Annotated in this window: 13 protein-coding genes; 7 read left to right on the top strand and 6 right to left on the bottom strand. The window is 72.9% G+C overall.

Features of this window, described 5'->3' with window-relative positions; all coding sequences use genetic code 11:
* Window positions 1-14: 14 nt before the first annotated feature.
* Both BLU79_RS26545 and BLU79_RS26540 read right to left on the bottom strand, forming a co-directional pair.
* Entirely contained in the window at window positions 15-932 is a 918-nt protein-coding gene (locus tag BLU79_RS26545) for a DMT family transporter (protein ID WP_093908402.1), read from the bottom strand.
* 35 nt (window positions 933-967) lie between these two features.
* A complete protein-coding gene (locus BLU79_RS26540) occupies window positions 968-1936 on the bottom strand; it encodes an EamA family transporter (protein WP_093908401.1) in 969 nt (322 codons plus the stop codon).
* Between the two features lie 106 nt (window positions 1937-2042).
* Between BLU79_RS26540 and BLU79_RS26535 the strand changes: the two genes are divergently transcribed.
* The gene (locus BLU79_RS26535) at window positions 2043-2555 is read left to right on the top strand and encodes a MarR family winged helix-turn-helix transcriptional regulator (RefSeq protein ID WP_093908400.1); all 513 of its coding nucleotides are present in this window, start codon (window positions 2043-2045) and stop codon (window positions 2553-2555) included.
* Between the two features lie 12 nt (window positions 2556-2567).
* Here BLU79_RS26535 and BLU79_RS26530 read toward each other — a convergent pair whose 3' ends face one another.
* Window positions 2568-4046, bottom strand: a complete 1479-nt coding sequence (locus BLU79_RS26530) for an FAD-dependent monooxygenase (protein WP_093908399.1) — start codon at window positions 4044-4046, stop codon at window positions 2568-2570.
* A gap of 99 nt (window positions 4047-4145) precedes the next feature.
* Here BLU79_RS26530 and BLU79_RS26525 point away from each other — a divergent pair, with 99 nt between their 5' ends.
* On the top strand, window positions 4146-4727 hold the full coding sequence (locus BLU79_RS26525; protein ID WP_093908398.1) for a TetR/AcrR family transcriptional regulator: 582 nt from the start codon (window positions 4146-4148) through the stop codon (window positions 4725-4727).
* A 136-nt stretch (window positions 4728-4863) separates the two neighbouring features.
* On the opposite strand, the gene BLU79_RS26520 is transcribed toward BLU79_RS26525, so the two are convergent.
* Genes BLU79_RS26520 through BLU79_RS26510 form a run of 3 tightly spaced genes read right to left on the bottom strand, consistent with a single transcriptional unit; the run spans window position 4864 to window position 7479 of the window.
* The gene (locus BLU79_RS26520) at window positions 4864-5121 is read right to left on the bottom strand and encodes a hypothetical protein (protein ID WP_031476771.1); all 258 of its coding nucleotides are present in this window, start codon (window positions 5119-5121) and stop codon (window positions 4864-4866) included.
* Window positions 5122-5169: 48 nt separating this feature from the next.
* Window positions 5170-7281 carry a 4-alpha-glucanotransferase gene (gene malQ, locus BLU79_RS26515; RefSeq protein ID WP_093908397.1) on the bottom strand — a complete coding sequence of 704 codons (2112 nt, stop codon included), beginning with the start codon at window positions 7279-7281 and terminating at the stop codon, window positions 5170-5172.
* Complete coding sequence (locus tag BLU79_RS26510) at window positions 7282-7479, bottom strand: hypothetical protein (protein WP_256333483.1); 198 nt, start codon at window positions 7477-7479, stop codon at window positions 7282-7284. It abuts the gene before it with no gap.
* Window positions 7480-8206: 727 nt separating this feature from the next.
* Between BLU79_RS26510 and BLU79_RS26505 the strand changes: the two genes are divergently transcribed.
* The 5 genes from BLU79_RS26505 (at window position 8207) to BLU79_RS26485 (ending at window position 13389) form a co-directional block, all read left to right on the top strand.
* On the top strand, window positions 8207-8551 hold the full coding sequence (locus BLU79_RS26505) for a hypothetical protein (RefSeq protein ID WP_256333471.1): 345 nt from the start codon (window positions 8207-8209) through the stop codon (window positions 8549-8551).
* Window positions 8552-8680: 129 nt separating this feature from the next.
* A complete protein-coding gene (locus tag BLU79_RS26500; RefSeq protein WP_256333470.1) occupies window positions 8681-9373 on the top strand; it encodes an ABC transporter ATP-binding protein in 693 nt (230 codons plus the stop codon).
* Entirely contained in the window at window positions 9370-11580 is a 2211-nt protein-coding gene (locus BLU79_RS26495; RefSeq protein ID WP_256333469.1) for a permease, read from the top strand. Before BLU79_RS26500 ends, BLU79_RS26495 begins: the two co-directional genes overlap by 4 nt.
* A 172-nt stretch (window positions 11581-11752) precedes the next feature.
* Window positions 11753-12358 (top strand): RNA polymerase sigma factor, encoded by a 606-nt coding sequence (locus BLU79_RS26490; protein ID WP_093908395.1) that lies wholly within the window; start codon window positions 11753-11755, stop codon window positions 12356-12358.
* Window positions 12355-13389 (top strand): zf-HC2 domain-containing protein, encoded by a 1035-nt coding sequence (locus BLU79_RS26485; RefSeq protein ID WP_093908394.1) that lies wholly within the window; start codon window positions 12355-12357, stop codon window positions 13387-13389. Before BLU79_RS26490 ends, BLU79_RS26485 begins: the two co-directional genes overlap by 4 nt.
* Window positions 13390-13463: the final 74 nt, after the last annotated feature.

Here is a 13463-nt window from a genome sequence, read left to right as displayed (position 1 = left end):
GGCGGCAACCTACGTCACCGACGCGCCGCCGCCCCCAGGACGACCCCGCCGAGGATCAGCGCCATGCACAGCACCTGCGGCCCGCCGACCGCCTCGCCGAGGACCGCCCGGGACAGCAGGGCCACGCACACCGGCTGGAGGTAGTAGACGACCCCGGCTCGGCTCGGGCCGACCAGCGCAATCGCCCGGTTCCAGGCGAAGAAGGCGACGGCGGAGGAGGCGATCCCCACGTACAGGATCGGCAGGACGGTGCCGGGCGTCGGGTCGAAGCCGCCCTGCACCGCCAGGCTCACGCCCTGCGCGGGCAGCAGCAGCGCCGCGCCCAGCAGGAAGGTGGTGAACAGGAAGGCCGTGCCGCCGAGTTCGGCGGGCCTGCGCCGCAGCAGGCCGCTGTACGAGGCGAAGCAGCAGGCCGCCGCGATCATCCACAGATCTCCCGCCGCGAAACGGGCCCCGCCCGTGCCTCCCCCGATCAGCAGCACCACGCCCGCGCAGGCCGTCAGCAGTCCCAGCACCCGGCGCGCTCCCAGCCGTACCCCCGCGACCCGCTCGAACACGGCCATCAGAACCGGCGAAGCGGCCATGATCATGCCCATGTTGGCGGCGGGCGTGGTCAACCCTGCCTGGTTGACGAGGGTGTTGTAGGCGGTGACGCCGAAGAGCGAGGCGACGACCAGGTAGCCGAGGTGGCGGCGGATCAACTCCCGCTGCCGCCAGGCCTGTCGAGCGCCGAAGGGAGCCACCGCGGCCAACGCCACCACCCACCTCCAGAACGCCTGCTGCACCGGCGGCACGCTGTCGCCCAGCGCACGGGAGGCGACGAAGCTGCCGGACCAGACGACGGTGGCGAGGGCGGCGAGCGCGATACCGAGGGAGGTCGCCTTGACGAGGGAGGTCGGGGTGGGGGCTGTCCTGGGGAGGACGACGGTCACGGAGGTCCTTTCGCTGGTCGGTGATCGGGGTCGATCTACCGTCGCAGCGCCAGACCGGTCACGTCCATCGAATCTTTTCGGCCCTTATCTTCAGCAGAACTGAAAGGTCGCTGGACCTTGGGGCGCGACCCGATCTGCCCCACCACCGTCGCCCCGAACGCGAGCACCATGCCCGCGAGCTGCACCGGCGTCAGCGCCTGCCCCAGTGCCGCCCAGCCCACCACCGCGGCGGTCAGCGGGGAGAGGGGGCCGAGGAAGGTGACCTGTGTGGCGCTGAGGCGGCCGATGCCGCGGAACCAGAGCCAGTACGCGACCGCCGTGTTCGCCAGCGCCAGGTAGAGGTAGCCGACGGTGGCGCGGCCGTCGAGCGCGGGCGGCGCACCCTCGATCAGGAGGGCGAGCGGCGCGATGAGCAGGCCGCCGGCCGTCAGCTGCCAGCCGGTGAGGGCGAGGGGGCCGACGCCGTCCGGCCGTCCCCACCGCTTGGTCATCACGGTGCCGGCGGACATGGACGCCGCGGAGGCCAGGGCCGCCAGCACGCCGACGACATCGAGCGCACCGGCCGCCTTCAGCACCACGAGGCTGACGCCGAAGGCCGCCACGACGCCGGTGAGCATGTTCCGTACCGTCGGCCGTTGCCCCAGCAGCAGCGCCGAGAGGCCCACGACGAACAGCGGGCCGACCGAGCCGACGACGGCCGCCATACCGCCGGGCAGCCGGTACGCGGAGAGGAAGAGCAGCGGGAAGAAGGCGCCGATGTTCAGCGCGCCCAGCACCGCCGACTTCCACCACCAGGCGCCGCGCGGAAGGACGCGGGCGACGGCGAGCAGCAGCAGACCGGCGGGGAGGGCGCGCATCAGGCCGGTGAACAGGGGGCGGTCCGCCGGCAGGAACTCGGTGGTGACCGCGTAGGTCGTGCCCCAGGAGATGGGGGCGAGGGCGGTGAGGAGGATCAGGGCCGGGCGGGAGGCACCGCCGGCACGGTGGGCACGGTAGGCGGTCATGGGACACACCCTTCAGGTAGGTCAGCGGTAAATTAGCTTAGCGCTAAGCCACTTACCGTCAAGCCACTTTCTTGCAGTCGAGCTTCCGGCGACCGATACTCGGCCCATGAGCGAACGCCCCCAGCGCAAGGACCCCGTCGACGCGATCGTCGACCAGTGGGCGGCCGTGCGCCCCGACCTCGACACCAAGGCGATGGAGGTCTTCGGGCGGATCTTCCGCCTCTCCCGCACGATGGGCGACCGGATGGAGAAGGCGTACGCACCCCACGGCATCTCCCGCGGTGAGTTCGACGTCCTGGCGACCCTGCGCCGCTCCGGCGACCCCTACACGCTCTCGCCCCGCCAGCTCTCGGCGACGCTGATGCTCACCACCGGAGGCATGACCGGCCGCCTCGACAAGCTGGAACGGGCCGGCCTGCTGCGCCGCTCCCCCGATCCGCACGACCGCCGCGGCCTGCACGTCACCCTCACCGAGAAGGGGCTGACCCTCATCGACGAGGCGGTCGGCGCGGGCCTCACCGCCCAGACGGAGGCCCTGTCAGCCCTCGACGACGCACAGGCCGACCAACTGGCCGACCTGTTGCGGGAGTTGCTCGCGGGGACGCCCGAGCAGCGGTAGGCGGGGCTCCCCTCACCCCAGGTGAGCGGCGAGCGCCGCTTCGACCGCCGCCGCGTCCGTCACGTCCGCCGCCCACGCCACGTATCCGTCGGGCCGCACCAGCACGGTCGTACGGCGGTCGCCCGCCCAGCGCTCGACGGCCAGCCGGTCCTCGCGGGCGCCCCGGCTGCCGCAAGCCTCGGCCTCGTCCGCCTTCGGCGTGATCAGCACGAACCGTCCGCCGCGCAGGGCCTCGTAGAGGCGGCTGCCGTCGGCGAGTGTGACGTCGGGGGCGCGGGTGCCGGTGAGGCGGTGGGCGCCGCGGGGAGCCGGGTACCGGTAGCCGATGCCGGAGATCTGGGCCAGGGCCTTCGTCCGGGCGGGCCCGGCCATGGCGGCGAAGGCGGAGACGAGGGCGCGCAGGGCACGCAGGGCCGGGTTCTGCGCCCGCGCCAGCCGGACCAGCCCGCCACTGCTGCGCAGCACGGCCTTGCCGACGGGGTGGCGCTCGGCCTGGTAGGTGTCCAGCAGTCCGTCGGGCGCCCAGCCCCGCACGGCCGCGGCCAGCTTCCATCCGAGGTTGGCCGCGTCCTGGAGGCCGGTGTTCATGCCCTGGCCGCCGGCCGGCGAGTGCACGTGCGCGGCGTCTCCGGCGAGGAAGACCCGCCCGACCCGGTATGCGGGCGCCTGCCGTTCGTCGCTGTGGAAGCGGGAGAGCCAGCGGGCGTCGTGCATGCCGTAGTCGGTGCCGAGGGCGCGACGGGTGACCTCCCTGACCTCGTCGAGGTCGAGCGGGACATCGTCGGGGACCTCGTGCCGGCGGCTCCAGCCCATGACGCGGTACCAGCCGTCGCCGAAGGACGCGATCATCGCGAAGGCGTCGCCCGCACCGTTGACGGTGAGCACGCTCCCCGGCTGCTCGGCGAGCCGGACGTCCGCCAGGAACAGGGACTTGATGACGGCGACGCCGGGGAAGGGCAGACCGAGCGCACGGCGTACGGCGCTGCGGTGACCGTCGGCGCCGACGACATAGGCCGCGCGACGGGTGACGACCGCCCCGTCCGGGCCGCACACCTGGAGGTCGACCCCGCCGTCGTCCTGCCGCAGTCCGACGACCTCGTGCTCGAAGAGGAACTCGACGCCCAGCTCCCGAGCCCGCCGCTCCAGCAGCCGCTCGACCTCGTACTGCGGGGTGATGAGCAGGAACGGGAAGCGGGACGGCAGCGTGCCCAGGTCGAGCGAGAGGCGACGGAAGAGACGCAGCTCGGTGATGGTGCTGCCGGTGGCGAGCAGCCGGTCGGCGAGGCCGCGGGCGTCGAGCTGCTCCAGGGTGCGGGCGTGCACGCCGAAGGCGCGGGAGAGGTTGCTGATCTTGTGGGGGCGCTTCTCGACGAGGGCCACCGGGACACCGGCGGCGGCGAGGTCGCCTGCGAGGAGGAGGCCGGTGGGGCCGGCGCCGACGACGATCACGGGGTGGGTGCTGCCCACAGTGCCGGTGCGAGTGCCGTTCATGGTGGCCTCCTATTGCCAACACTTGTTTGCCAACGGTTGTTGGCAACACTAGAACCGCACCCTTTGGGTGTCAACAGGTGTTGGCCTACAGTTGTTGGCATGACGCACAGCACGCCCCCCACCCCACCCCGTCGCTCCGACGCCACGCGCAAGGCGATCCTCGACGCCGCCCGCGAGCGCTTCGCGACCGACGGGTACGACCGCGCCACCATCCGCGCCATCGCCAAGGACGCGTCCATCGATCCGTCGATGGTGATGCGCTACTACGGCAACAAGGAGGGCCTGTTCGCGGCGGCCGTCGCCATCGATCTGCGGTTGCCCGACCCGGCGTCACTGACCCGGGAGGACGTCGGCCGGGCGCTCGTGTCGCACTTCCTGAGCATGTGGGAGCAGAACGAGGTGCTCACGGCCCTGCTCAGAGTCGGCGTGACCAACCAGGCCGGGGCCGAGCGCATGCGGGGCATCTTCGGGGACCAGCTGGTGCCGGTCGCGCGCCGGATGTGCCCCGACCCCGAGCAGGCCCCCGCGCGGGCGGCGCTGGTGTCGGCGCAGTTGCTGGGGCTGGCGCTCACGCGCTACGTCCTGCGGTTTCCGCCCGCCGTGGATCTGGCCCCCGAGGAGGCCGTGGCGTGGCTGGCGCCCACGGTGCAGCGGTATCTGACGGCGCCGTACCCGGCGTGAGAACACACCGAGGGCGCCGACCTCGTCGTCCCGTACGGCGGTTACGCGTACGGGACGACGGGGCCGGCGCCCTCGGGAAGAGCTGTGAGCGGGCTCAGCCGCCCTGATCAGGCCTCCTCGGCCTGATCGTGCCTGCTCAGGCCTTCGCCTTGGCCTTGGCCTTCGGCTGGCGGTCGGTGGAGCGGTCCAGGACCATCACGAGGCCCGCGATGACCGCGAACAGCACGATCGGGGCCAAGACGAACTGGCCCAGCGTCTCCATGACGCTCAGGCCCTGGCCGGGGTCGTCGCCGTCGTCACGCGTGAGCGCGAGCGCGGGGGACGACATGAGCAGCATCATCAGCGTCGTACCGGCAGCCAGGGCGCCGGCGCGCAGGGCGTTCTTCTTGTCCACGGTCCCAAAAGTACAGAACCCCATGACGGGCCGCGCGCCCGGGGTGCCCTAGGAATGCCGACCCGCGTCCGCCCGCACCGCCTCCACAAGTGCCCACACCCTCGCCGACCCCGCCAACTCCTCCAGCGTCACCGCCCTCACCTCGGCGTCGGCGATCGGCAGCCGCCAGTTCGGGTACTGGTCCCACGTTCCCGGCAGATTCTGCGGGCGCCGGTCGCCCACGCCGTCCGGGAGCCAGATGCCGACCATGCGGGCCGGCGTGCGCAGCAGGAAGCGGTGGACGGCCTGGATCTCGGCCTCCTCCTCCGAGTCGCACTGCCCGCCGTGCGTGCCCCGCAGCAGCTCCAGCCGGGACAGCAGCTCCAGCCACTCGCCCGTGTCCGCCGACGCCTCCGCCCGCTCCTGTTCCAGAGGCCGGGTCAACAGGCCGAGGCTGTCGCGGAGTTCGACGTGTTCGCCGGTGAGGCGGGCCGCGGTGGGCGGCAGGTCGTGGGTGGTGGCGGTGGCGAGGCAGTCGGCGCGCCAGGACTCGGGCGGCAGGGGACGGCCGTCCCCGTCCCAGTCCCGCTCGAACCACAGCACCGAGGTACCGAGCACGCCCCGCTTGCGAAGCGTCTCCCGCACCCCCGGCTCGACCGTGCCGAGATCCTCCCCGATCACCAGCGCCCCGGCCCGGGAGGCCTCCAGCACCAGGATCGCGAGCATGGCCTCGGCGTCGTAGCGGACGTACGCCCCCTCCGTCGGCGGATGCCCCTGCGGCACCCACCACAGCCGGAACAGCCCCATGACGTGGTCGATGCGCAGGGCGCCCGCGGAGCGGAAGAGCGCCCGCAGCAGTCGGCGATACGGCTCGTACCCCGACTCGGCCAGCCGATCCGGTCGCCAGGGCGGCAGCCCCCAGTCCTGGCCGCGCGCGTTGAAGGCGTCCGGCGGTGCGCCCACCGACATCCCGGCCGCGAAGTACTCCTGCTGTGCCCAGGCGTCGGCGCCCCCGGGATGCACGCCGACCGCCAGGTCGTGCACGATCCCGACCGGCATCCCGGCCTCCCGGGCGGCCCGCTGGGCGGCGGTCAGCTGGGTGTCGGTGAGCCAGGCGAGACGGCAGTGGAAGTCGACCCGGTCCATCAACTCGCGGCGCGCGCGGGCGGTTTCGGGCGACCGGGGATCCCGTAGCCCGGCCGGCCACCGCGGCCAGTCGGAGCCGTGCACCTCGGCGAGCGCGCACCAGGTGGCGTGGTCCTCCAGGGCCTGTCCCTCGCGCGCGAGGAAGTCGACGTAGGCGGCCCGTCGCCCCGGCCCGAGCGGCACCTCGCGCACCAGCTCCAGCGCCTCCCGCTTCGCCTCCCACACCGCGTCCCGGTCGATCAGCTCCCCCTTCTCCAGCACCGCTTCCCGCAGCCGCCCGGCCCGCTCCAGCAGCCCTTGCACGCGCTCACGGTCCTCGACGTACGCGAACTCGGGCACGTCCTCGACCCGCAGGTGCACGGGGTCGGGGAAGCGGCGGGAGGACGGGCGGTAGGGCGAGGGGTCGGTCGGGGCGCCGGGTACGGCCGCGTGCAGCGGGTTGACCTGCACGAATCCGGCGCCGAGCGCCCGGCCGGCCCAGGCGGCGAGTTCGGCGAGGTCACCGAGGTCGCCCATGCCCCAGGAGCGGCGGGAGAGGAGGGAGTAGAGCTGGACGAGGAGGCCGTACGAGCGTCCGGCGGGTGTGGGCAGCCGGGGCGGGGCGACGACCAGGCGACTGGTCGCCGTACGGCCGTCGGGTGCGGTCACCGTCAAGCGGTGGACTCCGGACGGGAGTTGGCCGACGGTGGCCCGGGTCTCGCCCTGCTCGGTCTCGATGTGCAGCCGGGTGCCGGACGGCAGCGCGGCCAGCGCCTCGGGCTCGGCGTCGCCGCTCCAGCACACCACGGTCGGCGGCAGCAGCCGCTCCCGCAGCTCCCGCTCGCGCGCGGCGAGCGCGGCACCGACGGCGGCAGGCGTGCTCGTGTCGACGTCGAGGGCGGCCAGGGCGAGGGTGAGCGCGGTGGCGGAGGCCGTGACCGTGCGGTCGGCGGACGGCCGGTAGGAGGGGGCGACGCCGCACAGCTCGGCGAGCCGGGACAGATCGTCGGAGGGAAGTTCCTGGTCTGGGGCGCCGGCCGGCCGCTGTGCTGTCATCTACGGCCTCGGGAAGTCCATGTCCATGTCCATACCGGTGTCCATACCCATGTCCCAGGCAGCCGCCTCACTGGTCAGCGGCGCGGCGTCGGCGAGCGGCGGCTCACTGGTGAGGGGCTCGGCGTCGGGCAGGGGCGGTTCGCTGGTGAGGGGGATCTCGGCGCAGGCGCCCTCGGCGCTGAAGACACAGTCGTGCATCTCGGGCTCGATGGGCGCCTCGGGTTTGGACAGGGCAGAGAGCAGAACATGCGCGGCCACGATGGCCTCCTTGTGTCGAGTACGACGTCCAGTACCGCAGCCCTACCCAGCAGACGTCACGGCAGACGTACAGAAACCAACAACGTGCCTCTCCTCACATTCTGCCGCCCGCCGCACGCGGAGCGAATGCCGCTGTGACACATCCCGGGGCTTTGGCGCTGTACAAGTCGCGGGGTGCGCGAGCGGGAATGGGCTATCGATTTTCGCACTACTCCCTGCATTTTCCGATAAATTCATCATGCATCCCCTATGAGGGGATTTGCCGGTGAATTCGTAGATCGGTTCGGGTGATAACCGGTGATCGGATCCGGCCAATAACCGAACCCTCGACCCCGACGGCGAACGCTCCCGAAAGCGCCGGCGCCGTGACGGTTCCGGGAATTCCGGTTCGACTCCGCAGGCTTGTCGCGCACATGAGAGCGAATCCCTGCACGCCGTTCCGCTCAGCCCTGCGGCCGGCTCCCCGAGAGGCAACCGAAGCACACGCGTTCCCACACCGGATCGGCCATCTCGTTCTCGTCACCGGGGCTTAAACGACTTCCTACCCGGGTGTTACCTGTGTGACGGTCATCAACGCCTGGGAACAACAGCGCGGAACCGCCGCACAGGCGCCGTGCCGCGTCAACTCGCGCTGCCCACCAGCCACTTGACACAGGAGGGGAACAACGTGTCCAGAATCAAGATTGTCGCCGGGGCCGTCATAGCCGCCGCGCTCGTGCTGCCGACCAGCAGCGCGATCGCGATCAGCGCCAAGGGGGGCGGTGTCACCGCGACGAACCCGTGGAACAGCGACAGTGGCGTGATTTCCGTCTACGACGGCAGCTCCGACGGCGACCCGGGCAAGGCGGAGTACTACCGTCAGGCCAGCCCCGACACCAAGCGCACGCTGTGGAACCACAGCGGTTCCGGCACCCGCGTCGTCTCGGGTGACGGATCGCGCATCATCAAGTTCCAGGCTTGCGACGAGAACAACGCCGCGCCCGACGACTGCTCGGGCTGGGTCGCTCCCTGAGTGAGCTGCCCCCTGAGTGAGCCGACCTGGGATTGACCTGGGTCGGACGTGAGTTCTCTCCGCCGGACCGGCTTTCACGCCGGTCCGGCGGTTCAGCTGTTTCTGTTTCTGTTGAAGGAGCGAACGAGGGTGACTGCCGGAGAATCGACCGGTCTGCAGGTGGAGGATCTCCACTATCGGCTGGGCGAGCGTGTGCTGCTGGACGGTGTCGGCCTGCGAGTCGAGCCCGGTGAGTCGGTGGCCGTCACCGGCCCGAGCGGCTCCGGGAAGTCGACGCTCCTCACCTGCGTCCTCGGCCTCGTCAAGCCGGACAGCGGCACCGTACGGATCAACGGGCGGGAGCTGACCGGACTTCCGGCGGGGCAGTTGGCCCAGGTGCGCCGCGAACACATGGGCATGGTCTTCCAGTTCGGCGAGCTGCTGCCCGAACTCACCCCCGTGGAGAACGTGGCGCTGCCGATGCTGCTGAGCGGCGGCGACCACAAGGCCGCGTACCGGCGCGCGACCGAGCTGCTGGCCGACCTGGGGGTGCCGCACGGCACGACCCCGACCGGCATGCTCTCGGGCGGTGAACGCCAGCGCGCGGCCGTCGCCCGCGCTCTCATCACGGACCCCGCCGTCCTCCTCGCCGACGAGCCGACCGGCGCCCTCGACCCGGAGGCTCGGGAGGCCGTGGCCGACCTGCTGTTCGCGGTGTCCCGGGAGCGTGGCTGTGCCCTGCTGCTCGTCACCCACGACCCGTCGGTCGCCGCGCGCGCCCAGCGGACGCTGCGGCTCAAGTCCGGCGTGCTGACGGACGTACGGGACGGGGTGGACGCGTGAGCACCGTCACCGAGCAGACCCGCGATGCGGGTGCCGCCACCCCGTCGGCGGGGCGGGGCGGACGGCTGTGGGGACAGCTGCTGCGCATCGGGTTCGCGGCCGGGCGCGGCAGCCCGGGCGACCGGCTGCGCTTCTGGGCCCTGTTCGCGGCAGCGGTGGCGGTCGCCGTGGTCGCCCTGGGATCGGTGGCCGCGGTGGCCACCTACGACGGGCGCGAGGCCCGGGACCAGGCACGCGGACCGCTGCTCACCGACCGACGGCAGGACGCCGTCACGATGTGGCGGGAGAGCTTCGACGCGGTCGGCGAGGTCCAGCACTCCGTCATCTACGTCTCCCCGCTGAAGACCGACGCCCCGCCCCCGCCGGGCCTGTCCCGCTGGCCCGCCCCCGGCGAGGCGGTGCTCTCCCCGGAGCTGGTCCGCGAGGGCAAGCAGGAGGGGATCACCGACCGGTACGGCGACTATGCGGGCACCATCGGCAAGTCCGGCCTCGTCTCCCCCTCGGAACGCCTCGCCTATGTCCGGCCCGCCCAGACTCCGGACCAGCTCGGCGAGAGCGACGCCTGGCAGTACGCGACGGGCTTCGGACGGGCCTTCCCGATGGGCGAGGACCTGTACGGCCGCCCGCTCGGCCAGGTGCTGCTCACCCTCGGCGTACTGACCGGCCTGCCGGCGCTGTCCCTGCTGGTCGTCGCCGCACGCGTCGGCTCGCGCACCCGCGACCGCCGCAGCGGCCTGCTGCAGGCACTCGGCGGCACCTGGCGGCACCGCGCGGTCGTCAACATCGGCGAGGCCGCCCTGCCCATCGCGGCCGGCACGGCGGTGGCGGTCCTCCCCATGCTCGCGGCGTCCGCCACCGACCTGCGGATTCCGCCCACCGGCTATCTGCTGAACGGCGACGACCTGCGGGCGGCCTGGCCGATGACGGTCACCGCGCTGCTGGTGTCGTTCGTGATCAGCCTGGGCGGGGTCGTTCTGCTCCACCGCGTCGACCGCAGCGGCACCGCCACCCGGCCCCGGTCCTTCGCCTCGCGGATTCCGAAGTGGCGGCTGTACGGCTGCGGCGCGGGCATCGCCCTCGTCGCGCTCAGCCAGTACTTCCGGGGGACTCCCGGCCTCCTCCTCTTCGCCTTCGGCACGGTCGTCATGTGGGCACTGCTGCCGTCCGTGGCCGCCGCTGCCAGCCGTGCGCTGGGCGAGAAGTTCGCCGCACAGGGCTTCCGCACCGGCCGTGCGGGCCAGTTGATCGGAGGCCGCTGGACGGTCGCGCACCCCGGTGTCGTGGTCCGGCTGGCGATCGCCATGGTCATCGGACTCGGGCTGATCTCCCAACTCCAGGTGTGGAACAGCCGACTGGGCGAGAAGGCGGCAGCTGCACGCGCCTCCGAGGCCCGCGTCGGCGACTCCGTCCTCAGTGTCTACAGCCGCGACATCACCCAGCCGGCGATCCGGGACCTCGCCGGTTCGCTCCCGGCGGGCGCGGGGCTGTTCTCCGTGGACACGAACCCGGAGCAGCCGGCACCCCTCCTCCAGGGGTCCTGCGACGCCCTGAAGTCGCTGGGCCTGACGTGCCCCGCCTCCGCCGAGCCGGCCAAGGGCGGCGACCGGCGCCTGGCGGAGATCCGCAACTGGTACGGGCCGGAGCTGCGTATTCAGGTCGCCCCCTCGGACCTGCCGCTCGACCAGCTCTACGGCCAGCTCCTCGTGGTCCCCAAGACCCTGGGGCAGCAGGCCGAGGTGGAGCGGGCGGCCTACGCTGCCGTACCGGCCGTCAACGTCGAGACGCTGGGCGAGAACTGGCTGACCGGCGCCTCCAACAAGGCCCGGCTGAACAACTGGATCCTGCTCTTCGGCTCCCTCGGCCTCACCCTCCTGCTGCTCGCCGGCACGATGAGCGCGGCCGCGGAGTTCGTACGGGTCCGACATGTGCTGGCGCCGCTCGCCGTGCTGACCGGCAGTCACCGGGTCTTCCGGTCGGTCGCCCTGTGGCATCTGACCGTGCCGCTGCTGATCGCCACGGTCATCACCGGAGCCGTCAGCGCCTGGCACTCGATGTTCTTCATCGCCGTCGTGCAGGAGGGCAGTTTCTCCTGGCGCGTGCTGGCGGGCGCGATGGCGGGATGCGCCGTACTGGCGGCGGTGGTCGGCCTGCTGGGCGGCCGAACCGCCATCCGCGCCGCCCACCAGTGGCGCCCGGCGGCCGACTGACCCCGACCGCCTTCCCGAGCGCCCGTGGCCGACAGCGACAGCACATCGGCCACGGGCGCTCTCTCATGTGCCGCTGCTCCCCTGTCCGCCGCTCCCCTGTCCGCTGTTCCGCTGTTCGTGAACCGGTCGCCCCGGAGTCGTCGATAGACGGGGTGTGAGACTGTTCCGCCCCATGGGGGGCCACCGGGAGAAGGACGAGGAGCACTCGGACGCGGCGCTGCTGCGTGCCGTCGCGGGCGGGGACTCGGCCGCGATGGCCACGCTCTACGACCGGCACGCGGGATGGCTGCACGCACGGCTGCGTCGGCGCTGCGCCGACCCCGAGGTGGTGCGCGAGGTGCTGCAGGACACGTTCGTGACGGTGTGGCGGTCGGCCGACGCGCACCGCGGTGAAGAGGCCGGCGGCTGGCTGTGGACCATCGCCGCGCGCCGCCTGGTCGACGCACGGCGCGCGCACGAGCGGGCCACGCGGCTGGAAGCTCCGCCGGTGGACGAGGCGCGGACCGGGCACCCGACGGCGACGGCCGTGCCGTCCACCGAGGAACGGGTGCTGGCGGGGCTGGAGTACGGGGATGTGGGCACCGCCCTCGACCGGATCTCGCCCGAACTGCGCGACGTGCTGCGCGCCACGGTCGTCGACGGACTGTCCACCCGCGAGACCGCCCGCCTGCTCGGCATACCCGAGGGCACGGTCAAGTCCCGGGCGATGCGCGCCCGCGCCGAACTCCGCGCCGCGCTCGCCCAGTTGAACCCCTCACCGTTGGGAGGCCAGGCATGACCGACTGGCACGCGTCCGACACCCTCGTCACCCACTACGCGAACGGCTCCCTCCCGGACCCGGACGCCTGGTCCCTGGAGAAACACCTGGAGTCCTGCGGGCACTGCGCGGCCCGGGTGTCACGGGCGGTGCGGGAGACGTCGGCGGGGGTGGTGCTGGCGGAGGTGCGGGAGTCGGTACTGGGGGCGGTGTTGAGGGCGAGCGAGAGGGGGGCGGTGGAGGGCACGTCGGCTGCGCGGGGGGCCCGGGCAGCGCGGGGCACTACGGCCGCCCACAGCACCCAGCCGGCGCCGACCACGCGAACGTCGCAGGAGAGTCGGGCTTCCGCAGCACGCTCCCCCCGAGCCCGCCTCCTCCCCCAAGTCCGCCCCCGTGCAGACCGGCACCTCCCCACTCCCCCCACCGGCTCCCGCACATCCCGTGTGCTGTGGGCCGCCGGGCCCGCCGTACGTGGTGCCTGGTCGGCTGCCGTGCTGGGGGTGGCACTCGCTGCTGTTCTGCTGGCCCGGTTCGCCGACTTCGCGGGGGCGCGGCCCCTGTTGCTGGCCGTCGCTCCGGTGGTGCCGGTCGCCGGGGTCGCCCTGTCCTACGGGGCGCACGCCGATCCGCTGCACGAGATCGCGGCGTCCACCCCCTCGGCCGGACTCCGGCTGGTGCTGACGCGGACGACCGCCGTGCTGGCGGTGAGCCTTCCGCTGCTGACCCTGGCCGGGCTGCTGCTGCCGTCGTCGGGCGCCCCCGGCGCGGCTGCCTGGCTGCTGCCCGGGCTCGCGCTGACGCTGATCGCGCTGGCCCTGGCCGGCTACGTCGGCTTCCGTGCCGCCACGGCCCTGACCGGCGGCGGCTGGCTGTGCGCCGTACTGGCCCCGGTACTCACCGCGGACGGCCGGCTGACCGCACGCCTGGCCGAGCAGACCTCCGCCTACCTCGACGGCGCCCCGACCCAGGGCGGCTGGGCGGCGGCGGCAGTCCTGTGCGCCGCGCTGCTGGCCGCCCGCCATTCCGCCTACGACCACCTGGACCGGCGCTGACCCCGACCGGGCGGCCCGGGTCCGGGCTGGTCCGACCCGACGTCAGACCCACCGACCACAGCCGCGCCCACGCC

Source organism: Streptomyces sp. cf386 (genome assembly GCF_900103585.1).
Lineage (GTDB): Bacteria > Actinomycetota > Actinomycetes > Streptomycetales > Streptomycetaceae > Streptomyces.
Note: the sequence above shows the minus strand (reverse complement) of the source record. Positions and strands in the feature narration are given on the sequence as shown.